Raw genomic sequence first — 25,120 nt, 5'->3', positions numbered from 1 at the left:
CAAGAAGAATAGGTGCGAACGCAGGGCCCGGCGGCACCAAATACATCTCCTTACGCTAAAGTGGCCTGCACCATGCAGACCACTTCCAGTACTCTTTCCGGCACCCGCTTGATCCCGCATACAGGCTGGCGCGCGTTGCAGGGGCTGGCCATGGCCTTCGCCGCTCTCTGGATTGCGGGTTGCGCCTCGCTGCCCAGCGAGGTTGACCGCCCGGTTTCCACGGCACTGGCCAACCCGGCCGAAACGCGCCTGGGCAGTCTGGTGGCAGCCCGTGCGGCCAAGGCGGGAACACGCAACGACTCGGGGTTCGCGCTGGTGGGTGACGCCGAGCTGGCTTTCACCAGCCGCATGACGCTGATCAAGGCAGCGCAAAAGACACTGGATATCCAGTACTACGCGATCTTTGCCGACGAAACCACCGAACGCATGTTTGACGCGCTGCGCGAAGCAGCGGGCCGCGGCGTGCGCATCCGCATCCTGCTGGACGACTTCAACACCTCGGGAAAAAACGCGCAGGTGCTGAAGCTGGCGTTTGAAAAAAACATCGAGCTGCGCCTCTTCAACCCCCTGCCGGGCGGCCGTGGCTCGCTGATGTTCCGAATCCTGGGCAACCTCAAGGACACGGCGCGCATGCAGCGGCGCATGCACAACAAGATTTTTGTGGCGGACAACGCCGTGGCCATTACCGGCGGACGCAACCTGGGCGAAACCTACTTCGGCCAGAGCACCGGCACCAACTTTGTCGACATCGACGTGCTGGCAGCGGGCCGCATCGCGCAAGATCTGTCGCGCAGCTTTGACCAGTACTGGAACAACCCGCTGGCCTACCCGGTGCAGTCGCTGATGACCGAAAAGGAAATCGACGCACTCAAGCGCAAGCCGCAGGCCCCGGAAAACCTTTCTTCTCCCGCAGGCACAGCACAGGCCGCTACCCTCCAGGCTGGTGACGGCGCGGTACCCCCCTCAACCCGGCCGGAACGGGTGACCTCTCCATTGCCGACGCTGCCGGATTCGACCGACCTGCGGCTCTTAACCTGGACCTGGGCGCCCTCGGCGCTGCTGGTGGACAAGGCGTCCAAGATCGCCGCCGACGCCGACACCACTGAAGAATCGCAGGACACTACGGTCGACGGGCTGCTTCAACTGATGTCGCAGGCCAAAAACAACCTGCTGATCGTTTCGCCTTACTTCGTGCCCGGCGAACGCATGATGAAGCAGTTTGCCGACCTCCGGCAACGCGGCATTCGTGTGCGGGTGCTCACCAACTCACTGGCATCCAACGACGCGCCGGCTGCCCACGTCGGTTACGCCCGCTACCGCAAGGCCTTGCTGGAGATGGGCATCGAGATTTACGAAATGCGCGCCGAGCAGGAAGGCTCTTTCAGCAGCTTCGGCTCGGCAGCGATCGCGGGGGGATCCACGGGCGGTTCCACCGGCGGCTCACGTGCCAGCCTGCATTCCAAGGTCGTCGTCATGGACGACCGCCTGCTGGTCGTGGGCTCCATGAACCTGGACCTGCGTTCGCAACTGCAAAACAGCGAAGTGGCCATAGTCATCCGCAACCGAGCCATCTCGGCCGAGGCCACGCGGCTGATCGAGCCCACGCTGGCTTCCGGCGCCTACCGTGTCGAGCTGGAAAACGGTCGGCTGGTCTGGCGTGCGCCGCAAGGTTCGCCACTGAAAGACTCCATGATCGAGCCCGACGCGAGTTGGGGACTGCAACTGATGCTCAAGCTGATCGGGCCCTTTGCACCGGACGAAATGCTTTAAAGACAGGGCCTTTGGCCCCGTCAAGCCGCTGCAGCAGCTTTCTGAATAGCTTCCCGGTGGGCGCCCACCTCGTCCTGAAGACCGGATTGTTGGCTCACATGGCGCCCTTGCCGCGCTGCGCCTTGTCGGCTGGAACGCACGGGTGCAACCGGCTTGGCGGCACCCAGCAAATCGGCCAGGCAATGGGGTCGGCCACGTGCGCCGCTGGCCAGATAGTCGGCCAGCAGGGCGCTGCGCACATCTGCGCCGGCCAGACCCCGCACCGATGTGAGGTGCTCAAACAGCAAATCCACCAGTTTCTCAGGTGCGAACTCATGGGTTTTACCGGTGCTGGCCCAGAGCCAGTCGCTGAAATGCAGAAAATGGCCGAACGCCGAGCCGGGGGCCAGCAGCAGCCGGAGCCCCCGCGCAAAACGCCCTGAGTTGGCCAGCATTTCCCAGTACCGCGCAAAACGGTTGATGCGTTGCATGGTGACAAAGTCAATCGTGGAGTTCTGCAGAATCGTGTACGGCGTCTGCGGGTCATACGCCATGGCAAACTCCGCCGTGTGCCGGGTAATCGGAGTGCCGCGCAGGCGCTTCAGGATGCCGAACTGGATTTCATGCGGCGCCAACTCATACAGGCGGTCAAAACCCTCGGCAAAGCTCTCCAGCGTCTCGCCGGGCAAGCCGAAGATCAGGTCGGCGTGCACATGGGCATGGCTTTCAGTCACCAGCCAGCGCAGGTTGTCGGCGGTCCTGGCGTTGTCCTGCTTGCGCGAAATGCGCTGCTGCACCTCGGGGTTGAAGCTCTGGATACCGACTTCAAACTGCAGCGAACCTGCCGGGAACTGCGCAATCAGCGCCTTGAGCCGGTCGGGCAGGCTGTCGGGCACCACTTCAAAATGCACAAACAGGTCTGGCGCCATCCGGTCCAGGAAAAACTGCAGGATGCGCACCGAGTTCTCGACCTTCAGGTTGAAGGTGCGGTCCACAAACTTGAAGTTGCGTGCGCCGCGCCGGTACAGCGCGTCCATCTCGGCCATAAACGCATCCAGGTCAAACGCCCAGGCGGTCTTGTCGAGCGAGCTCAGGCAGAACTCGCACTTGAAGGGGCAGCCGCGCGAGGCTTCGACATACAGCAACCGTTTGGCCAGGTCTTCGTCGGTGTATTCGCCATAAGGCAAGGCCAGCGCCTCCAGTGCCGGCTGCTCCCCTGCAACGACCTTCATCAGCGGTTGCGGGCCATCGAGCAAGGCACGGCAGAGCTTGGGAAAACTCACATCGCCCCAGCCGGTGACCACATGGTCGGCCAGGCGGCAGATTTCCTGCTGATCCGTTTCATAGCTGACCTCGGGCCCGCCCAGCACCACCTTGATGCCGGGCCTCAGGGTTTTGAGCAGGCGCACGACCTGGGTGGTTTCCACCACGTTCCATATATAGATGCCTAGGCCGATGACTTCAGGATCGAGCGCCAGCAACTCCTCGACGATCTGCATGGGCCGTTGCTGGATCACAAATTCGCGCAGCAACGTTTGCGCACGAAGGCCGGGGCCGCCATGCAGGTCCATATTGGCCAGCAGGTACCGCAGGCCCAGCGAAGCGTGGATGTACTTCGCGTTGAGGGTGGCGAGGACAATGCGCGGCATGCCCCTATTATCTGGGCTGACTCTGAAAACGGCTGTAATAAGGCAGCGTGAAAATCGACTAACCATCATCGAGCAATGCCCGCACGCTGTCTTGCCCCCTGGCCTTCCAGGAACTAATCTCTGCGCCACCCGCTCACACTTGCACAATGAATGCCCTGCGTTTTCCGTTTGCCAAGCTAGCCGCTACATTTTTGATAGCTGCTTGCGCAATCCCCGTGCCCGCCAGCGCTCAAAAAGCCTTTAGCGACATTCTGAGCAAGGGCACCCCGGGCACAACCGGTGCGGTGGTCACAACGGAGCAGGTCAGTGCCGAACTGCTGGCCTGGGCGCCGGAAGGCGTGGAGCCCGGCAAGCCGGTCTGGGTGGGGCTGCGGCTCACGCACCAGCCCGAATGGCATACCTACTGGAAAAACTCCGGTGACTCCGGGCTGCCGACGCAGCTCGACTGGCAACTGCCCGCCGGCATTACTGCAGGCGATATCGCCTGGCCGACGCCCAAAAAAATCCCGATTGGCACGCTGGCCAACTACGGCTATGAAAAGGCGGTGCTGCTGCCCGTGCCTTTGACCGTGGCGCCCGGTTTCGCCGCCAGGCAGCTGGACGTCAAACTCAAGGCGTCCTGGCTGGTGTGCCGCAAGGAATGCATTCCGCAAGAGGGCGACTTTTCACTGAGCATCCCGGTGCGAAGCTCGACCGCGGCCAGCGGCCAACTGTTTCAGGACACGTTCGCTGCCACGCCCAAAGCACTGGCGGCCGGCGCCAGCCAGGTGGCCGTCGAAGGCAAGGCGATCAGCATTTCCCTGGCCGGCTTGCCCGCCGCCCTGCAAGGAAAAACACTGGCGCTGTACCCCGAAACCGGTAGCGTGATCGAGCCCGCCGCCCCCTGGCAACAGGCTTGGCAAGGCGCGGTGTGGACGGCACAGGTGCCCCTGTCGGGCCAGCGCACCGAGAGCCCGGCCAGCATGCCGCTGGTGGTGGCCCTGGAGAACACTGCCTATCGCATTGACGCGCCGGTCAAAGGCCCCTGGCCTGCGCCAGCGGCTGCCACCGTCGTGCCGCCCGCACTTGAAGCGGCCTTGCGCGCCAACGCGTCGGCCGGTGCGGCCCCCGTGCAAACCAGCGCACCACCGGTCGGACTCATCGCCGCCATGCTGGGCGCATTGCTCGGCGGGCTGATCCTCAACCTCATGCCCTGTGTGTTTCCGGTGCTGGCCATCAAGGTGGTGGGTTTTGTGCAGGTGAAGGACCAGGCCACGCGCCTGACCACCGGCCTGGCTTACACCGTGGGCGTGGTGGTGTCTTTCCTGGCGCTGGGTGCGCTGCTGCTGGGTTTGCGCGCAGCGGGTGAGCAGCTCGGCTGGGGCTTTCAGCTGCAAAACCCGGCGGTAGTGGCGCTGCTGGCGGCACTGTTCACCTTGCTGGGGTTGAACCTGGCGGGCCTGTTTGAATTCGGCAATGTCCTGCCGGGCCGGCTTGCGGGCTGGCAGGCGAAAAACCCCACCGTCAACGCATTTTTGTCGGGTGTGCTGGCCACCGCCATTGCATCGCCCTGCACCGCTCCTTTCATGGGCGCCTCGCTGGGCTATGCGGTGGGTCTCCCTGCACTTGAAGCGCTCGCGATTTTCGCGGCCATCGGTATGGGTATGGCATCGCCTTATCTGGCGGCGAGCGCCATACCGGCCGTGGCAAGAATGCTGCCGCGTCCCGGCCCCTGGATGGTGACCTTCAAGCAGCTGATGGCTTTCCCGATGTTTGCCACGGTCGCCTGGCTGGTCTGGGTACTGGGCCAGCAAAGCGGCATCGACGGCGCGGGTGCACTACTGGCCTTGCTGGTGTTGATGGCACTGGCGATCTGGGCCTTTACCCTGCGCGGCACGGCACGCACGCTCTTGGCAACCTTTTCCGTGGCGTTGGGCGCGTTGGGGCTGTGGGCCATTGGCCCGAACATCACCAGACCCGCGGCCTTGGTGTCGGCAACACCGACAGCAGGCGGTTGGCAGGCCTGGGAGCCGGGCCGGGTTGACCAGCTCACCGCGCAAGGGCAAAGTGTGTTCGTGGATTTCACCGCCGCCTGGTGCGTGACCTGCCAGTACAACAAAAAGACCACCCTCTCGAATGCGTCGGTACTGGCCGACATCGAAACGAAGAACGTGGCGCTGTTGCGTGCCGACTGGACGCGGCGCGACCCGGCAGTGACAGCGGCACTGAAGCAACTGGGCCGCAATGGCGTGCCGGTGTATGTGATTTACAAGCCCGGCCGCGCGCCGGTCGTGCTGTCGGAGATTCTGTCGGTTGACGACGTGAGGGCCGAACTGGCCAAGCTGTAAAAGAACCTGTTGTCGTGTTGTTGATGTCTCCTGAAGGAGTTCAAGCCATGTTGAATACCCCTCTGCAGCCCGTCCGGGCACTTACCCGCCGCAACTTTTCTGGCGCTCTCGTTGCCGCCCCCTGGCTGGCGTCGGCCGCTTTTTCCACGCAGGCGGCCACAGCAAGTGTCGGCCAGGCAGCCCCTGACTTTTCGGCCCCCGACACGGCCGGCAAGACCCGCAACCTGGGCGATTACAAGGGCAAGCTGGTGGTGCTGGAATGGACCAATCCGGGCTGCCCTTTTGTGCGCAAGCACTACAGCGGCAACATGCAAGGCCTGCAAAAGGAGTTCACCGCCAAAGGCGTGGTGTGGCTGTCCATCAACTCCACGGAGGCCGAAAGCGGCGACTACCTGGCGCCGGCCAAACTGGCCGGCTGGATGGCCGAGAAACAGGGCCAGCCGACTGCGACACTGATGGACGAGTCAGGCAGGATCGGCCAGCTTTACGGCGCCAAGACGACACCGCACATGTACATCATCAGTCCGCAGGGCCAGCTGATTTACGCAGGCGGTATTGACAGCATCCCTTCTGCCCGCGTTGACGATATCAAGACCGCCACCAATTACGTGCGCCAGGGCCTGACCGAAGCGCTGGGCGGCAAGCCCTTGAGCGTAGCGACCAGCCGGGCTTATGGCTGCTCCGTCAAATACAAGGCATGAACCAGTCATGAACCCCTTGCCACCTGCAGAGCGCATGCCGCACATCCTCAACCACTGCCGCACCATCGCGGTAGTGGGCTTGTCGCCCAAGCCTCACCGCGCCAGCTTTGATGTGGCGCGCTACATGCAGGCCAATGGCTACCGCATCATCCCGGTCAACCCCAACGCCGCCGAGGTGCTTGGTGAAAAGGCCTATTCGACGCTGACCGAAGCCGCCCAGCACGAAAAGATCGACCTGGTGAACTGCTTTCGCAACAGCGAAGATATTCCGCCAGTGGTCGATGAAGCCATTGCGATAGGCGCCAAGGCCGTGTGGATGCAGCTCGGAATTTCCAATCCGGCAGCCGCCGCCAAGGCAGAAGCCGCAGGCTTGCTGGTGGTACAGGACCACTGCCTCAAGATTGACCACCGCGTGCTGCTATCCCGCGGACTGTTGCACCCGATTGCCCAAGTGGGCGCGGCTTCCGCCTGAGCTTGCCCCTGCGGCCGGCGGCAGCCCGGGAAAGCCATGCTTGCGCGGCGCGGCGCAGCCGCTGAAAATGCCCCATGTCCCTGCGCACGGCACCCATCTCCCTTCCCGCACCAGCCATTTCTCCTTCCATTTTTTCATTCTTCCGCCCTCCCCTGTTGCTGGCCCTGGCTGCATTGGCCGGCTGCGCCAGCCAGGCGCCCACGCACAAGGGCGAAGCACAGGCCGCCCCGATGGCCGCCAGCGAGATCGGCCAGTCGGACGTGAACCGCATGGCCACCCTGGGCATGCGTGACAACCTGGAGGGTTTGCTGCGCCTGGCCGACAAGCTGTACCGGCGCAACCCGGCGGAATGGCGAAAAACCAGCACGCTCGGGCGCGACGCGGCCCTTGCCCAGTTGCGCGTGGCGGTCGATACCCGCACACCCTGGCCCGAGCTGCAGGGCAAGCGCGATATCGCCGCGCTGTCGCTGGCGCTGGGCCCCGACTTCAAGGGCGATCGCGTGGCGGCGTTCATTTATGCCAGCGCCGACATGGTGGTCACGGCCCACGGCGGGAAAACAGCGTATTACCTGACCGACAGCCTGGACGCACAATACATCTACAACGCCGCCCGCAACATTGAAATCGCCGTATGGATGCTGTCCAACCGGCGCAATGCCGCAGGCCAGCCCTTGCTGCTGGCCGACGAAATCACCGAGCGCGAGCGCAACCTGAGCTTTGAACGCGAGTTCGGCAAAATCATTGGACGGCTCGATCTGCTGGCCTCCGTTCTGACCGAGAAGTACCGCCGCGCGGTGATCACCTATGTTCAAAATCTACTGGGCGGAACGTTTTTGCAGTTCCTACCTGTGAGGTAGGAACTGCAAAATTAGGCACACCCCCGTCTCGGCTCACTCCGTGTAGCCGGATCCCCCCTTGCAGGGGGCGACCGCTGTGGCCGGGCGAAGCCGGGTTCCACGCTGAATCAAGCCACCCCCTTCTCGGCCCACTTCGTGTGGCCGGATCCCCCCTCAGGGGTCGGCCGCCGCGGCCACTGGATGGGAGAGAGGTTTCCGGCGCGGGGCGATCCTGGGCGGAGACAATAGGCTTTTGCCAATCGTTTTTCCGGAAGCCGCCATGCCCGACAACTATTTGCCCGAAGTCAGAAACCAGTATGAGGCGCTGCCTTATCCGCCCTGCAATCCGCAGGACGACCACAAGCGCCTGGTACGGACCTGGCTCGAAGACCTGCCCATGATCAACCACTACTGCTTTGCGGGGAAGCAGTCGTTCCAGAATGGCTTTCGTGCGCTGGTGGCAGGCGGTGGCACCGGCGACGCCACCATTTTCCTGGCCGAGCAGTTGCGCCATACCGACGCACAAATCGTGCATCTCGACATGAGCGGAGCCAGCATCGCACTGGCGAAGGAGCGCGCACAGATTCGCGGGCTGGCAAACATCGCCTGGGTTCATGATTCATTGCTGAACCTGCCCGCCCTGGCGGCAGAGCTCGGCGCCTTCGACTACATCAATTGCAGCGGCGTACTTCACCATCTGGCCGATCCCGATCTGGGATTCAAGGCGTTGCGCAGTGTACTCAAAGACGATGGCGCCATCGGACTCATGGTGTATGCCACCACGGGCCGCACCGGGGTGTACCAGATGCAGGATCTCATGCGCCTGGTCAACGGCGACGAGGCGGATGCGCAGCGGAAAATCGCCAACACGCGCGACTTGCTGGCCAGCCTGCCCGCCACCAACTGGTTCAAGCGCAGCGAAGACCTGCACCACGACCACAAGATGGGCGACGCAGGCATCTACGACCTGCTGCTGCATTCGCAGGACCGCTCATACAGCGTGGGCGAGCTGTTTGACTGGCTGGGCGACGAAGCGCATGGCGCAAGGAGCGGACACGGCATGCACCTGGAGTTCACCGATGTACAGCGCGGCCTTTCGCCTTATTTACCGCACATGGTGCTGGGAAGCAAGCCGCCGGCCATGGCCGCGGCATTGCGCAGGCTGCCGCGCAGGAAGCAATATGAAATGGCCGAGCTGATGGCCGGCACCCTTATTACCCATTCCCTATACGTCACACGCAACGACCGTTGCAAGGCCCCCTACGGCGATCCGGAGTACGTGCCTTTCTTCTACCATGAGCCCTTGACCGGCGAACTTGCCGCGCAGGTGTTTGGCAGCAACAAGGGCCAGCCCTTCATGCTCAGGCATCAGCACTCAGGCGCCTCGGTGATGGTGAATCCCGGCAAGTACGGCGCAAAAATTCTCGCGTTGATAGATGGGGAAAAAACCTTTGGCGAAATATTCGACCAATTCCGCGCGGCCTGGCAGGGCAAAGCGGCTGCGCCTGACAATGCCGTTCTGTTTGGCGACTTCGCCGAGTCGTTCGACGTTCTCAGCGCCCTGGATCGGCTTCTGCTCAGGCACCCCTCGGCCGAAGCCACAGCCGCGAAATAAGAGCCGGAGGATTTTGAGGCTCTCAGGCGAGAGAGCCCCACGCACTCTCAGTTTGGGGCGACTCGGCCACAAGCAGATCCACAACGACCACCAGCTCGCCGCCGAACCGGCCTATGCCCAGGCCGCTCATGAGCTTTTGCTCCTCCTCGTCGGAAGCCATGCGCAAAAAGCACAGGGCCTGCTGCTTGCCGGCATGGGCGGCCGGCAGGATGTTGAGCTGCGTGACCGAGCCGAAGCGCTCGCACATGTTTTTCAGAGCCTTCCGCAAAGCAGGGATGTCGGGGCATTGCTGAAGCTGGTCGAGTTCGAGTGGGCTCATGGATCCTTGCGTGAAATAGAACAACGGAAACAATACAAAAAACGGGAGATAACCGGGGAGTGCTGCAGGATGAAGGGTGACGCAGTAACCCGGCGTGGGGGGCCGCGTGCCTGAAGCGTAGGACAAAATCCTGTGCAGGTAAGTGACGGAACGTTTTGCAACGCTTTATGCCCAATGCTTGCAAATCTTGCGTAAAAGAAATGCCGCTATGCGTCAGCATCGTCTATTGAATGTCTGAAAAGCAGGTGTTTGCCCGTGTCCGTTTCCGTTCCCGTCATTGATCCTGCGCTCGCGCTCCATGTCCTGCCTCATTCCGGCGCCGACCGCCTCGCCCGGCTGGCCGCGCGCACTTGCGACGCCCCCATCGCCATCGTGGTGGCCCTGGACGGCGGCCAGGCGGCGCTCAGTTCCGGCACCGGTTTTTCACCGCAAGAGCGCGAAGGGCTGGTCGCTCTGTGTGAAGCCACACTGGACACACCACCCCGCCAGCCGCAGTTGCCGGCCCGCAGCGCGCCCGACATCCTGTTTTATCGGGGCTTGCCGCTGACGCGGGAAGACGGCACGCTGCTGGGCGCGCTTGCGGTCATGGACAAGATCGCACGAAGCCTCAGCGCCGACCAGGAAGAGGATCTCGAAACGCTGGCGGGCCTTGCTGCCGGGCAACTGGTCGCGCAGCACAGCCACGCACTGCAGGCCACGCAGCAGACTGAAGAAGAGGCCCAGCGGCTGGCCACTCGCCTGGGCATCACCCTGGAGAGCATCACCGAAGGGTTTTATACGCTGGATACGCAGTGGCGCTTTACCTATCTCAACCGGGAGGGTGCCCGGCTGCTCGGCCGCCCCAGCAAAGACTTGCTGGGAAAAAGCATCTGGAAGGAATTTCCGGGCGCCATCAATACCTCGTTTTCCGAGCAGGTCCGGGCCGCGGTTGCGGGCAACTACCAGGTGGAATTTGAGGCCCTGTATGCACCGCTGGACAAATGGTTCGAGATCCGCGCCTACCCGTTTCCGGATGGGGTCGCCATCTACTTTCGTGACGTCAGCGAACGGCGCAAGGCCAGGGAGCAGCTCATGCTGCTGGAAACGAGCATCTCCCGCCTCAACGATATCGTGCTCATCGCGGAAGCGGTCCCCTCCGGGAAGCCGGGCTTGCGCATCATCTTTGTCAACAATGCCTTCGAACACCATACCGGCTATAGCCCGCAAGAGGCCATGGGTCATTCACCGCGCCTTCTATGCGGGCCGTTGACCCAACGCAGCGAGCTGCAGCGCATCAGCGCCGCCTTCCAGAAGGGCGAACCCGTTCAGGCCGAGCTCATCACCTACAAAAAAAACGGCAGGCACTTCTGGATGGAAGTCGACATCGTGCCGGTCGCCGATGACGCCGGTGTGTTCTTTACCCATTGGGTTGCCGTGGGGCGGGACATCACGCGCCGCAAGGTGGCGGAGAGCGAAATCAAGCATCTCGCCTTCTACGATCCGCTCACACAATTGCCCAACCGCCAGTTGCTGATGGACAGGCTCCAGAAGGCGCTTACCCACAACTACCGGCATCCGCGCGAAGCGGCGCTGATGTTCATTGACCTGGACAATTTCAAGACACTCAACGACACCATGGGCCACCAGAAAGGCGACCTGTTGCTGCAGCAGGTTGCCAAGCGCCTTGCGGCCTGCCTGGAGCCGCCCGACACGGTGGCGCGCCTGGGCGGGGATGAATTTGTGGTCATGCTGGAGGACCTGGGCCAGGACCCTCAAGCAGCGGCCGCAAAAGCCGAAGCGGTGGGTGCGCGGATTCTTGCAGCGCTGAGCGAACCCTACAGCCTGGCGGGCTACCAGCACTACAGCACCTGCAGTATCGGCATCACTTCGTTCAACCAGACCCTGGACAACATTGGAGACCTGCTCAAGCAGGCCGACCTGGCCATGTACCAGGCCAAGATGGCCGGGCGCAACACCATCTGCTTTTTCAACCCGGCGATGCAGGCCGCCGTCACCGCCAGTGCCGCACTGCAATCGGACCTGCGCCAGGGCCTGCGCGAAAAGCAGTTCCTTCTGTACTACCAGCCACAGGTAGGGCGCGACGGGCGCATGACGGGCGTCGAGGCACTCCTGCGCTGGCAGCACGGCGGGCGCGGCCTGGTGCAGCCGTCCGAGTTCATTCCGGCGGCTGAGGAGGCCGGGCTGATACTGCCGCTGGGCCAATGGGCGCTTGAGACGGCTTGCCGCCAGCTGGCGGCGTGGGCCCACCGCCCCGAGACCGCAGCCTTCAGTGTGGCCGTCAACGTGAGTGTGCGGCAGTTCCGCCACCCGGAGTTCGTGGACCTTGTCATGGCCGCACTCAAGGAAACGAAAGTCAGCCCGCACAAGCTCAAGCTGGAGCTGACCGAAAGCCTGCTGGCGGAGAACATGGAGGTCACCATCACCAAAATGGCCCGGCTCAAGAAGATGGGCGTGACCCTTTCCATTGACGATTTCGGCATGGGCTATTCCTCACTCTCATGCCTGAAGCGCTTGCCGCTGGACCAATTGAAAATCGACAAGTCTTTTGTGGAAGACATCCTGCGCGACCCTAACGACGCCGCCATCGCACGCACCATCATTGGCCTGGCGCAAAGCCTGGGGCTGGGCGTGGTGGCGGAAGGCGTTGAGACCGAAGCCCAGCGCGACTTCCTGTCGCGCCACGGTTGCGACTGCTACCAGGGCTATCTGTTCTGCAAGCCCCTGCCCATCGACGAGCTCGAAGCCTTCATCAAGACACTTCGGATTTAAGGGTGACGGCAGGCAAAGGCGAGGCCTTGTGGTGTTCCAGCCGGAAGATCACCTCCTTGACGATGCCATACATCACCGCGCGGTCGCGGCCAGGGTGGTCCGTGAAATGCACCGTCGTGGACCCGAGCGTCGCGCCCCCGGCGTCATAGCTCACCGTGATGCCGTAGGCCGTCATCAGCGGGCCGCAGGCACGCCAGTCGCGCGTCCATTGCGGCAAAGCCTGATTGCTGTCCCAGAGGGTGCCTGCGCTTTCGTAGCATTCCTCGATGTGCGCATGACCCAGCAGTTGCGCAAGGTGCCTCTCCTTGGCGATGCAACTGCGGAAATACTCCTGGTCGTTCATGCGCATGAAACACCTCTTTCGGACCCGGCGGGGCCCATGAGGCCATGGTAAATCCGAACCCGCTCAAGTGCCACCCCTGCGGATATCCCGCGATGGGAGGGCCCGCCTCACACCTGAGACAATCAGGGCATGTTCGCACCCCTTCAAAACGACACCTTTTTGCGCGCCTGCCTGCGCCAGGCCACCACCCACACTCCCGTCTGGCTGATGCGCCAGGCCGGCCGCTATTTGCCTGAGTACCGCGCCACGCGCGCCCAGGCCGGCAGTTTCATGGGCCTGGCCACCAACACCGACTACGCCACCGAAGTCACGCTGCAGCCGCTTGAGCGTTACCCGCTGGATGCCGCCATCCTGTTCAGCGACATCCTGACCGTGCCCGATGCCATGGGCCTGGGCCTGTCCTTCGCGCTGGGCGAAGGCCCGCGCTTTGCCACGCCGGTGCGCGATGAGGCGGCAGTGGCGAAGCTTGAGGTGCCCGACATGAACAAGCTGCGCTATGTGTTTGACGCCGTGACGTCAATCCGCAAAGCCCTGAACGGCCGCGTGCCGCTGATCGGCTTTTCGGGCAGTCCCTGGACGCTGGCCTGCTACATGGTCGAAGGCGCGGGCTCCGACGACTACCGCCTGGTCAAGACCATGCTGTACCAGCGCCCGGACCTGATGCACAAAATGCTTGCCGTGAACGCCGACGCGGTTGCCTCCTATCTGAACGCACAGATTGAGGCCGGGGCCCAAGCCGTGATGATTTTTGACAGCTGGGGCGGCGTGCTGGCCGACGCGGCCTTCAAAACCTTCAGCCTGGCCTACACGGCCCGCGTGCTGGCCCAGCTCAAACGCGAGCACGAGGGCGTCAAGATCCCCCGCCTCGTCTTCACCAAAGGCGGCGGCCAGTGGCTCGAAGCCATGGCGCAGCTCGATTGCGAGGTGCTGGGACTGGACTGGACGGTCAACCTGGCCAGGGCGCGGGCTCTGGTGGGGGAAAATGGCCCCCAGGCCAAAACGCTGCAGGGCAACCTGGACCCTAACGTGCTGTTTGCCAACCCGACCCAGATAGAAGCCGAAGTGAAAAGCGTGCTGGACAGCTTTGGCAAGCCCCATATTGATGCCAGCGAGCCTGGACCGGCCCATATTTTCAACCTGGGGCATGGCATCAGCCAGCACACGCCCCCCGAAAGTGTGGAAGTGCTGGTGCGCGCAGTACACGCTCACTCTCGCAGCATGCGCGCCGCTGGTACCTAAACTTTCCGCCTACGTCCAGAAAAGGCCACGGGATGAATGATTTCAACCATGGCTAGCACAAAACCGGGCGATGGCGCCCGGACTTATGCACAAAATTCGTGTTGCGGTGCCGCAATGGTGAACGCAGGCGGCATGCTTCGCTATCAAAGCAATAGCGGACGTAAGTTGTTGATTTATATAGAGACTTTAAATTGCTTTTTTTCCGGGCAGTTTAAGAAAAGCCTTGATTTACAAGGCTTCGCGACGCGCCAAGGCAAGCTATCAACAAAGTTATCCACAGAAAATCTGGAAATCTGTAAAGCGATGGTAAATCAAGGACTTAGCGCACTATCTGGATGTACTTCTCAAGAAGTAAACACATTTAGTTACTCCAAATGAGCTATTGGCTTCAAGTTGCCGTTGCCGCGCCCGCGCACAGTTCCATCGCCGGGCCACTGACCTACCAGAGTGAATTGCCACTTGCTGTCGGCTCCCTGGTGCGGGTGCCGCTAGGTAAGCGCGAAGTCCTTGGGGTCGTGTGGGAAGCGGTGCCTGACAGTGGAACGCTGCTGGAAATACAGACGCGCCACGTCACCGGCGAGCTGGATGGGCTGCTGCCTCTTTCGGCGACCTGGCGAAAACTGGTGACGTTCACCGCGGCTTATTACCAGCGCTCCCTGGGCGAGGTGGCGCTGGCGGCATTGCCGCCGCAACTGCGCGACCTGAGCAATGTTCAGCTGGCGCGGCGGCTCAAGCGCCCGGTGGCTGACACCAGCGGCCCGCAGGACACCGCGGCGCTGATGCCGCTCAGTGCGCAGCAGGCTCTTGCCCTGGCTGAATTTGACAACGATACCCGGCCCGCGCTGCTGTTCGGCGCCACCGGCAGCGGCAAAACCGAGGTCTACCTGCGCGCCGCGGCCCGCGTGCTGGAGCAAGACCCGACGGCACAGGTGCTGGTGATGGTGCCCGAGATCAACCTCACGCCCCAACTGCAGTCGCGCTTTGAAGAACGGTTTGCCCACCTGGGCAAAGAGCGCGTGGTGGCCTTGCACAGCGGCCTGACCCCAGCCCAGCGCCTGAAAAGCTGGCTGGCAGCCCACGCCGGCCATGCGCGCCTGGTGCTGGGCACGCGCATGGCGGTGTTCGCCTCCATGCCGAATCTGCGCCTGCTGGTGGTCGACGAGGAACATGACCCAAGCTACAAGCAGCAGGAAGGCGCCCGCTATTCGGCCCGCGACCTGGCGGTCTACCGCGCCAAGGTCGAAACCGAAGACGCCACGCATACCCACGGCCCTTGTCGTGTGCTGCTAGGCTCGGCAACACCGTCGCTGGAAAGCTGGCAGGCCACCCTCACAGGCCGCTACCAACGCCTGACCATGAGTGAACGCATCGGCGGCCCTCTAGTGACGGGCACGGAAGCGCTGCAATTTTCCGACGGGCCGCCCCTAGGAAAATTAACCCCCTCGGGGGGCAGCGAGCTACACGCAGTGAGCGAGCGTGGGGGCCTACCGCTTGTTCGGCGTGTAGACATGAACCACCAGCCCAAGCACTGCGTGATTGCGCCGCCGCTGCTGGATGCCATCGCCCAGCGCGTAGCCCGTGGCGAGCAGTCGTTGATCTTTTTAAACCGGCGCGGCTATGCGCCTGTGCTGGCCTGCCATGACTGCGGCTGGAAAAGCGAGTGCCCGCACTGCAGCGCCTACCGCGTCTTCCACAAGATAGACCGCACCCTGCGCTGCCACCACTGCGGCTTCACCGAACGCGTGCCGAGCGCCTGCCCGAGCTGCGGCAACATCGACATCGCGCCCGTGGGACGCGGCACCGAACGACTGGAAGAACATTTGGCCGAATTACTGGCCGGCGTGAAGCGGCCAGACGGCGAGCCGCCGCGCATTGCCCGTATCGACGCTGACACGACGCGGCTCAAAGGGGCGCTCGAATCGCAGCTGGCCAGCGTGCATGCGGGCGAGGTCGACGTGCTGGTCGGCACGCAGATGATCGCCAAGGGGCACGACTTCCGGCACATCACGCTGGTGGCGGCCATCAACCCTGACGGGGCGCTGTTCTCCAGCGACTTCCGCGCACCCGAGCGCCTCTTCAGCCTTTTAATGCAGGCGGGAGGCCGCGCCGGCCGTGACGCGCGACACAGCGAGGCCAGCGAGATGTGGGTGCAAACCTTTCACCCCGCCCATCCGCTTTTTGAAGCACTTAAAAAGCACGACTATCCGGGTTTTGCGACGCAGCAGTTGGCCGAGCGCGAAGCGGCGGGCATGTCACCCTTCGGTTTTTCAGCGCTGGTGCGCGCCGAGGCGCGTGCGCAGGATGTGGCACAAGGATTTCTGAACGCAGCAGCGGCCCAGGCCGAGGCGCAACAACTCACAGGGCACGAACAGGTCACCGCTTACCCGGCCGTGCCGATGACGATACAGCGCGTCGCCAATATCGAGCGCGCGCAGATGCTGGTCGAAAGCCCCTCGCGCGCAGCGCTTCAACGTTTTCTCGCGGCCTGGCAACCAACGCTGTTTGAAACGCGACAGCAGGCTGAATTCAAAAGCCTGATTCGCTGGGCGATTGATGTGGATCCGATTGCGATTTAAGCAACACGTAACACCGGGCTTTGCCGCGCTGGGAAGGTCTCTCCCTCCGTCACTTGCCGCCAGTCCTCCTGCCCCATCCAGTCGCGCAGCGCCACCGCGCCTTTAGGTGTGATCTCCAGCGCGCGCATACCCTGGCGATGCAACAGCCAGCCGCGCTCGAGGCTGTGATTGCAGATCAGCGTGCCGAGTTGGCCGGCGATGTGGAAGCGGCGCTCGCTCCAGTCCAGGCACGGGCGGCAGTAAGGCCGTTTGGTGTTGATGCTGGTTGGCGACGTTGACAGCTCAATGCCCAGGCGCGCCAGCACGGCATTGGCCTTGGGGGTGACGTGGCCGGCTTCGCCGTCAAAGGTGATGGCGCCGTCTTCCAGCAGGTGATGGGCAATGGCCACGCCGAGGCGGCCGGCGATGTGGTCGTAGCAGCTGCGGGCCATGCGCATGGCGGCGTCTTTGGGGCCGGGCACTACGGCGCGGCGCGGCGCGGGCGCGTTTTGTGAGGCGAGCTGCGTGATGCCTTCGAGCACGCGCGCCACCTCCACCGAGGCCAGGCGGTGGTAACGGTGGCGGCCGTGTTGCTCCACGCGCAGCAGGCCGCCTTCGACCATCAGGGCGAGGTGGCGGCTGGCGGTTTGCGGCGACACGTTGCCGACGCCGGCCAGTTCGTGGGCTGTGAGCGAGCGGCCGTCCAACAGCTCCATCAGCATGGCGGTGCGGGCCGGCTCGCCGACCAACGAGGCGATGTGCGCGATTTGGTTGGTATTCATCATGGTTTAAGACCTTCTGGTACCAACCTTAGCAGCATCGCAAACCCCATGCTTCGCTCCAGGGCGAAGCATCGCGCAGCCTCTTCGCCGCACCATGGAGGCATGCAGCAGCCGCTGCCTTCTCACACGGAGAATCCATAAAAGTGCCAATGACCCCAACCCTGCAGCCACCGGCGCCGCGCGCCTTCTACGGAACCACTGTCGTATGGGCCGCCTTTGTGTTGGCCATCTTCGGTTGGGGCATAGGCTTTTACAGTCCGGCGATTTTTCTGCATGCGGTGATCGCCCGCACCGGCTGGGCGTTGCCACTGGTATCAAGCGCCGTGACCTTTCACTTTTTATTCGGCGCGGGCGTGGTGGCCTGCCTGCCGCGCATCCACGCCCGGCTGGGCGTCGCCGCCACTACCGCTGCGGGCGCCGCCGCGCTGGCACTGGGACTTCTGGGCTGGGCGCTGGCTGCACAGCCCTGGCAACTGTTTGCGGCTGCCATGCTGACGGGCGGCGGCTGGGTCACCATGGGCGCGGCGGGGATCAACGCCATCATCTCGCCCTGGTTTATGCGTGGCCGGCCCCTGGCACTGGCCAAGGCCTACAACGGCGCCAGCCTGGGCGGTGTGATTTTCTCACCGCTATGGGGCGCGCTGATCGCCGCGTTGGGTTTTACCGCCGCCACCTTGCTGGTGGGCGCGGCCATGCTGGCCGTGGTGGTCTGCCTGTGTTTTTACGTCATCACGCAAACGCCGGAACGCATGGGCCAGCAGCCTGACGGTGATGCACCGGGCACACCCTTGCGCACCGTCACCTCTGCGCATGCCAAACCCTTGCCGGGCCGCCTGCTGTGGCGAGACCGCAGCTTTCGTACGCTGGCCGCGGCGATGGCGCTGAGCATGTTTGCCCAGGCCGGCTTGATCACGCATTTGTATTCGCTGCTGGTGTCAGCGCTCAGCACCCAAGGCGCGGGCCTGGCGATGGCGTTGGCCACCGCTTGCGCCATCGGCGGCCGCACCATCGTCGCCAAATGCATGCCGGTGGATACCGACCGGCGACTGGTCGCCAGCGTGAGCTACGCGGTGCAGATCACCGGCTCACTGCTGCTGGCTTGTGCGGCGGAACACCAGACCGTGCTGATTCTTGCAGGCGTGGTGCTGTTCGGCGTCGGTATCGGCAACACCACTTCGCTGCCGCCGCTGGTGGCACAGGTGGAGTTCGTCAAGGGCGATGTTCCGCGGGTGATCGCGTTGATCGTGGCCATGTCGCAGGGTCTGTGGGCGCTGGCGCCGGCCACGTTTGGCCTGCTGCTGGTCACAGCCGGCGGGAGTCCGGCGCACCTCGGTGCGGGCACAGGCCTTTACTTCGGCGCGACCGTGCTGTTGCAGCTGGCGGCCATCGCCTGCATGCTGGGCGGCCGCAGGCCGGCACCGTAAACACGCGTCAGGAAAGGCGCGGTGTGGAGCCCGGCGCGCAGGCTGYGGCGCGCGCCAGCAACAGTTCGCGCTCGCGCAGGTTGCGGGTGAGCGACGCGGCGCGCTCGAACTCCGCATGGGCTTCTTCGAGCCGGCCGAGCTTGAACAAAAAGTCGGCGCGTACGCTGGGCAGCAGATGGTAGTTTTTCATCAAGGGTTCGGCCAGCAGCGCATCGGCCACCTCCAGCCCCGTCGCCGGGCCGAAAGCCATCGCCAGCGCGACGGCGCGGTTGAGTTCCACCACCGGTGACGGCATGAGCTGCGCCAGCGCATCGTAAAGCGCGGCGATGCGATGCCAGTCGGTGTCGGCGCCCGTGGGCGCACGCGCATGGCACGCGGCAATCGCGGCCTGCAGCGCATACGGCCCCAGCGCACCGCCCAGCGCCTCGGCACGCGCCAGCGCCGCAAGGCCGCGGCGTATCAGGATGTGGTCCCAGCTTGCCCGGTTTTGCTCCAGCAGCAAGATGGGCTCACCCGAAGGCCCGGTGCGCGCCCTGGCGCGCGAGGCCTGGATTTCCATCAGCGCCACCAGGCCGTGAACCTCAGGCTCCTGCGTCGCGAGTTCGGCCAGCACGCGCCCCAGTCGCAAGGCCTGGTCGCACAGCGCGGGCCGCATCCAGTCGCCGCCCGAAGTGGCTGAGTAGCCTTCATTGAAGATCAGGTAAATAACTTCCAGCACCGAAGCCAGCCGGGCGCCGCGCTCTTCAGGGCCAGGCACTTCAAAGGGCACGCGCGCCTCGGCCAGGGTGCGCTTGGCACGCACGATGCGCTGGGCCACCGTGGGCTCAGGCACCAGGAAGGCGCGCGCGATCTCGTCGGTGCTCAGGCCGCCCAGCAGCCGCAGCGTGAGCGCAATGCGCGCCTCGGTGGACAGCACCGGGTGACAGGCGGTGAAGATCAGGCGCAACAGGTCGTCGCCGTAGTCGTCGGCGCCGTCGTCGCCAGAGCCGGGATCGTCTACATCGGCGAAAGCCATTTCCTGCTCCAGCTCGAGTTCATGGCCCAGCTCTTCATGCTTGAGCGCCAGCAGCTTGCGCCGCCGCAGGTAGTCGATGGCCCGGTGCTTGGCGACGGCCATAAGCCAGGCGCCCGGGTTGTCCGGCACGCCGATCTTCGGCCAGCGCTCCAGCGCCGTGACCAGCGCGTCCTGCGCGATCTCTTCGGCCAGGCCCACCTCCTGCACCATGCGTGCAACCTTGGCGATGACCTTGGCCGACTCGATGCGCCAGACGGCGTCGATGGCGCGATGGGTTTCATGCGTCGCCATGCGGCTTCAGGCGCCCTTGCCTTTTGCGCTCTTCCCGCTCGGCGCTTGTTGCATCTCGACGAAACCGGCGGCAGCCTCCTGTACGTCAGGCGGAAAGTCAGACATCTCCTGCACCTGCCGCACTTCGATGATTTCGTTCTCGCCGCCCGGGCAGCGCGTTGCCCACTTGATGGCTTCCTCGCGCGAGGCCACGTTGATCATCCAGTAGCCGCCCAGCACTTCACGGGCTTCGGCAAAAGGGCCGTCCTTGACATGGGCCTTGCCACCGGGAAAGGTTACGCGGGCGCCCATGGAGGGTGGGTGCAGGCCGTCCAGCGCGAGCAGCACGCCGGCTTTTTGCAGCTCCTCGTTGTATTTCATCATCGCGGCGACGGCGTCGGCGCTGGGCATGGTGCCTGCGTCGGCAGTTTCGTAGCCTTTGGGGATCATCAGCATCATGAATCGCATTTGAATACTCCTTGAGTGTGGGGCGGGTGAGCCGGGCTTACTTTTCTGCAGCAGCCTTCAGGTCGGCCAGGCCTGCTTCGAAATCCTTGCCCACCATCTTGTCCATATCGAAGAAGACATGCATGACCCTGGCCATCAGGGGCGCGGGGCCCGCCATCTCCCAGCTCACGACGCTGCCACCGGCTTGCGGCTGGATGGTAAAAACCACCTTGTTATGGGCCTCAAAAGGCTTGCTGAAGTTCAGGTCTATCCTGACGAGCGAAAACGGTACGGACTCGGTGATCAGCATGTCACCCGTGCCGACTTCCTTGCTTTCCCAGGCGTAGGCCGAGTCCTTGCCGGTGGCCGGACCGCTGAAGCTGCGCTTCATGGCCGCGTCCTTTTTCTCCCAGGGCGACCAGGCGGCCCACTGTTTGTAGTCATTGATCAGCGGGAAGATTTTCTCGGGCGGCGCCTGGATGGTGGTCTGGCGTTGTACGCGGAAGGTGTCTGGCTTGTTGGAGGCCAGTATCAGCACGGCCACGATGAAAACCACGATGGCGACGGCCGCAATGATGGCGATGGTCTTGAACATGTTTGTATCCCTTTAAGTTGGTGTTTGTTCACTTCGTAAATGGTCGAGCGCCGGATTCACAGGCCCTTTCCGGCCTCCAAAAAGCGTCTGCTCACCGGTACGACGAACGAAAAACCCGAAATCGACAGGCCGGGTCGAAAAATTTCAATTATTTTTTGACCCAAGCCAAGAACGCTAGGCCTGTGCGAAATCGGCAGCTTCATACAACAGCCGGATTTCCACCTCAACCTCTTCCGTATCGCGAAACGGGAAGGGATAGGCCAAGGCCCAGTCCACCGCAGCCTGCAGCGAACGCGCCTGGATGATCCAGAAACCGGCCAGCAATTCCTTGGCTTCGGCGAAGGGCCCGTCCATCACGCTGGGTTTGCCCCGGGTGAACTTCATGCGCGACGCGCTGGCGCTGGGCTTGAGCCCTTCACCCATGAGCAGCACGCCAGCCTTGACGGCTTCGTCGTTGTGTTGGGCCATGCGCCCCAGCCACTGGCTGTCGGGCACGATGCCGGCTTCGGCGCGGTCATTGGCCTTGAGCAAAATCATGAAGCGGCGGAACCCCTCGGGCAGCGGCGGCGCGCCTTCCCCGGCGACGCCGCGCAGGCCGCCGGGGCAACCGCCCTCGCGGATTTCCAGCGAGGTGTTGCCATCCGCATCCTCTTGAGGCCAGCGTTTAAGCCATTCCAGTGCGTCACCCCTGGAAGCCGCCTCAATCATGGTGAAACCGGCGATCAGCTCTTTGGCTTCGGTGAAGGGGCCATCGATGACCGTGGGCTTGCCACCGGAAAACCGGATGAGCGCGCCCTTTGAGCTTGCCTGCAGGCCCTCGCCGCCCAGCAGCATGCCGGCCTTGGCCAGTTCTTCGTTGTAGGCGCCCATGGCGGCCAGCAGTGCGGGGCTGGGCAGCTCGCCGGCTTCAGTGCTCGCGTCGGATTTGCGCAGGATCATGTATTGCATGCGTGAAGTCTCCTTGGAACCCGGTTTTTACCTCAAACACGGGCCCGGCAGCCAGGCGCCCGCTTTCAGGACTTCGCGGCAGTCTGTGCTTCGACCTGCTGGCGCAAGCGCTCTTCGGCTTCGCGAAGTTCAGGCGTGAATTCGGCGCCGAAGTCTTCAGCCGAAAACACCTGGCGGATTTCGATTTCGGCCTCGCTCTCAGGCGGCAAGGGGCAGCGTTTGATCCACTCAATCGCCTCTTCTTTCGACGAGACTTGCAGCATCCAGAAACCGGCGACCAACTCTTTGGTTTCGGGGAAAGGCCCGTCGATCACGGTGCGCTTGCTGCCGGAAAACCTGACGCGCGCGCCTTTGGCGCTGGGGTGCAAGCCTTCGCCCGCCAGCATCACGCCAGCCTTGACCAGCGATTCGTTGAACTTGCCCATGTCGGCCAGCAGTTGTTCGCTGGGCATTTCGCCGGCTTCGCTGTGTTTGTCGGCTTTGATGAGGACCATGAATTTCATTTCGGACTCCTTGGTGTTGCGTTAGGTTTGCGTTGGGAGCGGAGAGCCCGGACAACCCGGGCAGAAAAATCCTGCTCTTACCGGTACGACGAACGGAAAGCGCGAAATCGACAACGCGGGACCATTTTTTTCAGGTTTTTTTGTAACGACGGCCGAAAAGGCCTGGTACCTGGCTCAGGTCAGCAGGGTCACTGCTGCCGAAAAGCTGAAAAAAGCCAGCACCGTCGACAACAGGATGATGCGCGCGATGCGGCCGTTGTCCGCGCCAAAGCGCTCGGCCAGCAGCGCCACATTGCTGGCGCTGGGCAACGCCGCCACCAGTACGATGACCGTGAGTGCGAAGGGTTGCAGCGGCACGCCCACAGCGATGGCACCCAACCCGACGAGGCCCACCAATACCGGGTGCACCACCAGTTTGATGAGCGCAACCGGCACATACTCCTTCAGGGGTGTGGCAGCCGTACTGTTCATCTGCGAGCGCGCCAGCACCGCGCCAATGGTGAACAGCGCCACAGGCGAGGCCGCATCGGCCAGCAGCCCGACGGTCTGCATCACCGGCCCTGGCAACATCACACCCAGCCCGGACGATAGCGCGCCCAGCACAATCGCCCACGGCATGGGATTGAGCGCCACGCCCTTGAGCGCTTTTTGCGCAGCAACCTCTGCGCCATGAATGTCGGCCGAGTCCAGCCGCGACAGCGCGATGCACAGCGAGCTTGTCACGAGCAAGTCAACCAGGATGGTGACGATGGCCGGGCCGGCGGCCTGAGCGCCCAGCAGTGCCACCAGCAGCGGCACGCCCATGAAGCCCGTATTGGGGAAAGCCGCCACCAGCGCACCGAAAGACGCATCGTTCCAGGCAATACGGCCCTTGCGCGTGAGCATCACGGTGAAAGCCACCATCAGCAACGCGCACACCAGGTAGACCGCCACCAGGCTCGCGTCCAGCAGCTGCGCAATCGGCGTGCCGGCGCCAAAGCGGTACAGCATGCAGGGCAATGCGAAATACAACACGAAGGTATTGAGGCCAGGAATGGCCAGCTGCGGGAGCAGGCCCCGGCGTGCAGCAAGGTAGCCGCACAGCACCAGGGCGAAAAAAGGGAAAGTGACGAAAAGAATGCGGAGCACGGCACTGATTGTCGCCCACGCCCTTGCGTGCGAGTGAGCAGCACGGTCCCGCTTGCACATCGATTGAGCATAAAAAATAGCTGCGGCGCAGGCAGCGCCTGCGCGAGCAGCTATGTTTTTAATAGCAAAAAATGGTTGGCCAGCGGGTCCGCGTCAGGTGATACCGATCTGACCCAGCCAGCCTGCCGCCGAGCGCCTAGCTCCCCCGGCGGCGTTGCCCTTTAAAAGCTGTGCGCAATGCCCGCGTAAATGGTTCTTTGCCCCTGGTTGACATTCGGATTTCCCGAGATGCCCCCGTCCACCCCGAAGTTGGCACCACTGGAGTTGCTGACGCTGCCGAATGATGCGTACAGCAACGTGCGCTTGGACATGCTGTAGTCCGCACCCACCATGCCCAGCGTGGCCTTGCCGGCCACCCGGTCAGACTTCACGTGGAAGACCGAACCGATCAGCGTGAGCGCTGGCGTCACATCGTAACGAACGCCAACCCAGGCATGCTTGAGCTTGGACGCGGCTGTGAGGGCCGCGTCGGGTGCGGTGATGTAGTCGTAGGCCGCATAGAGCTTGGCCGGGCCGAACTTGTATGTGCCGCCTATGATGGTTTCCTTGGAGGTGCTGAAAACATCCGTGAAGGTGGCGGCAGCATTACGGCGCTCTGAATAGATGGCGCGCAGCATCAGGTCCTGGTTCGCATAGGTCATCGATATGCCCTCGCCGCGGTTGGCCTTGCTGTTTCCAGCCTGTTCGCCAAACGAGATTTGCCCGGTGGCGCTGAAGCCGCCCATATCAGGCGTTGAATACTCGACCACGTTGCTGGCACCGGGCCAGCTGCGGCCCCTGACCAGGGTGGCGCTGCCCACCCACTGTTGGCCGGTCGGGTCCAGGTCCCACACGTCGTTGCTGATGAACAGGTTCTTGCCAAGACGGAAGCTGCCCCAGCTGGCGTTGGACAGACCGACATAGGCGCGGCGGTTGAACAATGCCGAGCCGACCGAGCCGTTTTTCAGTTCAAACCCGCTTTCGAGAAGGAAGTTGGCCGCCAGCCCGCCGCCCAGGTCTTCCTTGCCCTTCATGCCCCACATGCTGGTGCCCCACTGGTTGCTGGCCACCATGGTTTTGGAGAAGCTGGCATTGGCCACCGGGTCATACACATGGTCGATATACGCCAGGCCTGATACGGCACGTCCGTACATGGTGACACTGGACTGGGCCGAGGCCAACTGTGGCGCCAGCGCGGCCGCGCAGGCCACACCGAGGTACACACTACGGAAAGCAGCTTTCATGATTTGTCTCTCTTTGCTATGGTTAGGTTGAGTCAGTTAAAAAGTCCGGATATGCCCATCCGCCGGCATGGCTGCCCAGAGCGAACCCGGTTCGGGCGGGGAAAATCTGCGGCGAGCTTCATCGTGCTTTTCAGGGCTCGGTAGCTGGCAG

Annotated in this window: 22 protein-coding genes; 11 read left to right on the top strand and 11 right to left on the bottom strand. The window is 63.2% G+C overall.

Annotated features, from left to right (window positions below):
• The first annotated feature begins 72 nt into the window (after positions 1–72).
• Positions 73–1,770, top strand: a complete 1,698-nt coding sequence (locus AC1DZE_RS19565; RefSeq protein WP_477672074.1) for a phospholipase D-like domain-containing protein — start codon at positions 73–75, stop codon at positions 1,768–1,770.
• 20 nt (positions 1,771–1,790) lie between these two features.
• On the opposite strand, the gene AC1DZE_RS19560 is transcribed toward AC1DZE_RS19565, so the two are convergent.
• Positions 1,791–3,398: a B12-binding domain-containing radical SAM protein gene (locus AC1DZE_RS19560; RefSeq protein WP_477700451.1), complete on the bottom strand. Its 1,608-nt coding sequence runs from the start codon at positions 3,396–3,398 to the stop codon at positions 1,791–1,793.
• A gap of 146 nt (positions 3,399–3,544) precedes the next feature.
• On the opposite strand from AC1DZE_RS19560, the gene AC1DZE_RS19555 reads away from it, so the two are divergent.
• The 5 genes from AC1DZE_RS19555 to AC1DZE_RS19535 all read left to right on the top strand — a co-directional run bounded on the left by AC1DZE_RS19555 (position 3,545) and on the right by AC1DZE_RS19535 (position 9,349).
• Positions 3,545–5,725: a protein-disulfide reductase DsbD family protein gene (locus AC1DZE_RS19555; RefSeq protein WP_477672076.1), complete on the top strand. Its 2,181-nt coding sequence runs from the start codon at positions 3,545–3,547 to the stop codon at positions 5,723–5,725.
• A gap of 47 nt (positions 5,726–5,772) precedes the next feature.
• Complete coding sequence (locus AC1DZE_RS19550) at positions 5,773–6,426, top strand: thioredoxin family protein (protein ID WP_477672077.1); 654 nt, start codon at positions 5,773–5,775, stop codon at positions 6,424–6,426.
• A 7-nt stretch (positions 6,427–6,433) separates the two neighbouring features.
• A complete protein-coding gene (locus AC1DZE_RS19545; protein ID WP_477688479.1) occupies positions 6,434–6,898 on the top strand; it encodes a CoA-binding protein in 465 nt (154 codons plus the stop codon).
• A 74-nt stretch (positions 6,899–6,972) separates the two neighbouring features.
• Complete coding sequence (locus tag AC1DZE_RS19540; protein WP_477666856.1) at positions 6,973–7,755, top strand: hypothetical protein; 783 nt, start codon at positions 6,973–6,975, stop codon at positions 7,753–7,755.
• Positions 7,756–8,014: 259 nt separating this feature from the next.
• Entirely contained in the window at positions 8,015–9,349 is a 1,335-nt protein-coding gene (locus AC1DZE_RS19535; protein ID WP_477672080.1) for a class I SAM-dependent methyltransferase, read from the top strand.
• A 22-nt stretch (positions 9,350–9,371) separates the two neighbouring features.
• Here AC1DZE_RS19535 and AC1DZE_RS19530 read toward each other — a convergent pair whose 3' ends face one another.
• Positions 9,372–9,668, bottom strand: coding sequence for a hypothetical protein (locus AC1DZE_RS19530; RefSeq protein ID WP_477672081.1), 297 nt, complete (start codon positions 9,666–9,668; stop codon positions 9,372–9,374).
• A gap of 255 nt (positions 9,669–9,923) precedes the next feature.
• Here AC1DZE_RS19530 and AC1DZE_RS19525 point away from each other — a divergent pair, with 255 nt between their 5' ends.
• On the top strand, positions 9,924–12,437 hold the full coding sequence (locus tag AC1DZE_RS19525) for an EAL domain-containing protein (protein WP_477700450.1): 2,514 nt from the start codon (positions 9,924–9,926) through the stop codon (positions 12,435–12,437).
• On the opposite strand, the gene AC1DZE_RS19520 is transcribed toward AC1DZE_RS19525, so the two are convergent.
• Complete coding sequence (locus AC1DZE_RS19520) at positions 12,418–12,786, bottom strand: aminoacyl-tRNA synthetase (protein ID WP_477670141.1); 369 nt, start codon at positions 12,784–12,786, stop codon at positions 12,418–12,420. The two genes, AC1DZE_RS19525 and AC1DZE_RS19520, sit on opposite strands and share 20 nt — an antisense overlap.
• Positions 12,787–12,909: 123 nt before the next feature.
• On the opposite strand from AC1DZE_RS19520, the gene hemE reads away from it, so the two are divergent.
• The 3 genes from hemE to priA are packed head-to-tail and all read left to right on the top strand — an operon-like array spanning position 12,910 to position 16,595.
• Positions 12,910–14,019 (top strand): uroporphyrinogen decarboxylase, encoded by a 1,110-nt coding sequence (gene hemE / locus AC1DZE_RS19515; RefSeq protein WP_477670142.1) that lies wholly within the window; start codon positions 12,910–12,912, stop codon positions 14,017–14,019.
• Positions 14,020–14,067: 48 nt separating this feature from the next.
• On the top strand, positions 14,068–14,397 hold the full coding sequence (locus tag AC1DZE_RS19510) for a hypothetical protein (RefSeq protein ID WP_477700449.1): 330 nt from the start codon (positions 14,068–14,070) through the stop codon (positions 14,395–14,397).
• On the top strand, positions 14,394–16,595 hold the full coding sequence (gene priA / locus AC1DZE_RS19505; protein WP_477670144.1) for a replication restart helicase PriA: 2,202 nt from the start codon (positions 14,394–14,396) through the stop codon (positions 16,593–16,595). Before AC1DZE_RS19510 ends, priA begins: the two co-directional genes overlap by 4 nt.
• Here the strand turns inward: priA and AC1DZE_RS19500 are convergent.
• Positions 16,592–17,356, bottom strand: a complete 765-nt coding sequence (locus tag AC1DZE_RS19500; protein ID WP_477672007.1) for an ArsR/SmtB family transcription factor — start codon at positions 17,354–17,356, stop codon at positions 16,592–16,594. The two genes, priA and AC1DZE_RS19500, sit on opposite strands and share 4 nt — an antisense overlap.
• A 149-nt stretch (positions 17,357–17,505) precedes the next feature.
• Between AC1DZE_RS19500 and AC1DZE_RS19495 the strand changes: the two genes are divergently transcribed.
• Positions 17,506–18,780, top strand: coding sequence for an MFS transporter (locus AC1DZE_RS19495; RefSeq protein ID WP_477672005.1), 1,275 nt, complete (start codon positions 17,506–17,508; stop codon positions 18,778–18,780).
• Between the two features lie 7 nt (positions 18,781–18,787).
• Here AC1DZE_RS19495 and AC1DZE_RS19490 read toward each other — a convergent pair whose 3' ends face one another.
• The 7 genes from AC1DZE_RS19490 to AC1DZE_RS19460 form a co-directional block, all read right to left on the bottom strand.
• Positions 18,788–20,086, bottom strand: coding sequence for an RNA polymerase sigma factor (locus AC1DZE_RS19490; RefSeq protein ID WP_477700448.1), 1,299 nt, complete (start codon positions 20,084–20,086; stop codon positions 18,788–18,790).
• Positions 20,087–20,092: 6 nt separating this feature from the next.
• Positions 20,093–20,533: a YciI family protein gene (locus AC1DZE_RS19485; RefSeq protein WP_477670147.1), complete on the bottom strand. Its 441-nt coding sequence runs from the start codon at positions 20,531–20,533 to the stop codon at positions 20,093–20,095.
• A gap of 37 nt (positions 20,534–20,570) precedes the next feature.
• Positions 20,571–21,107, bottom strand: a complete 537-nt coding sequence (locus AC1DZE_RS19480; protein WP_477670148.1) for an SRPBCC family protein — start codon at positions 21,105–21,107, stop codon at positions 20,571–20,573.
• Positions 21,108–21,281: 174 nt separating this feature from the next.
• On the bottom strand, positions 21,282–22,055 hold the full coding sequence (locus AC1DZE_RS19475) for a YciI family protein (protein WP_477670149.1): 774 nt from the start codon (positions 22,053–22,055) through the stop codon (positions 21,282–21,284).
• Between the two features lie 65 nt (positions 22,056–22,120).
• Positions 22,121–22,558 (bottom strand): YciI family protein, encoded by a 438-nt coding sequence (locus AC1DZE_RS19470; protein WP_477672003.1) that lies wholly within the window; start codon positions 22,556–22,558, stop codon positions 22,121–22,123.
• Between the two features lie 174 nt (positions 22,559–22,732).
• Positions 22,733–23,686, bottom strand: a complete 954-nt coding sequence (locus AC1DZE_RS19465; RefSeq protein WP_477670151.1) for an AEC family transporter — start codon at positions 23,684–23,686, stop codon at positions 22,733–22,735.
• Positions 23,687–23,907: 221 nt separating this feature from the next.
• The gene (locus AC1DZE_RS19460; RefSeq protein ID WP_477670152.1) at positions 23,908–24,969 is read right to left on the bottom strand and encodes a porin; all 1,062 of its coding nucleotides are present in this window, start codon (positions 24,967–24,969) and stop codon (positions 23,908–23,910) included.
• Positions 24,970–25,120: the final 151 nt, after the last annotated feature.

It is taken from the genome of Polaromonas sp. P1_F1 (assembly GCF_056405795.1).
Note: the sequence above shows the minus strand (reverse complement) of the source record. Positions and strands in the feature narration are given on the sequence as shown.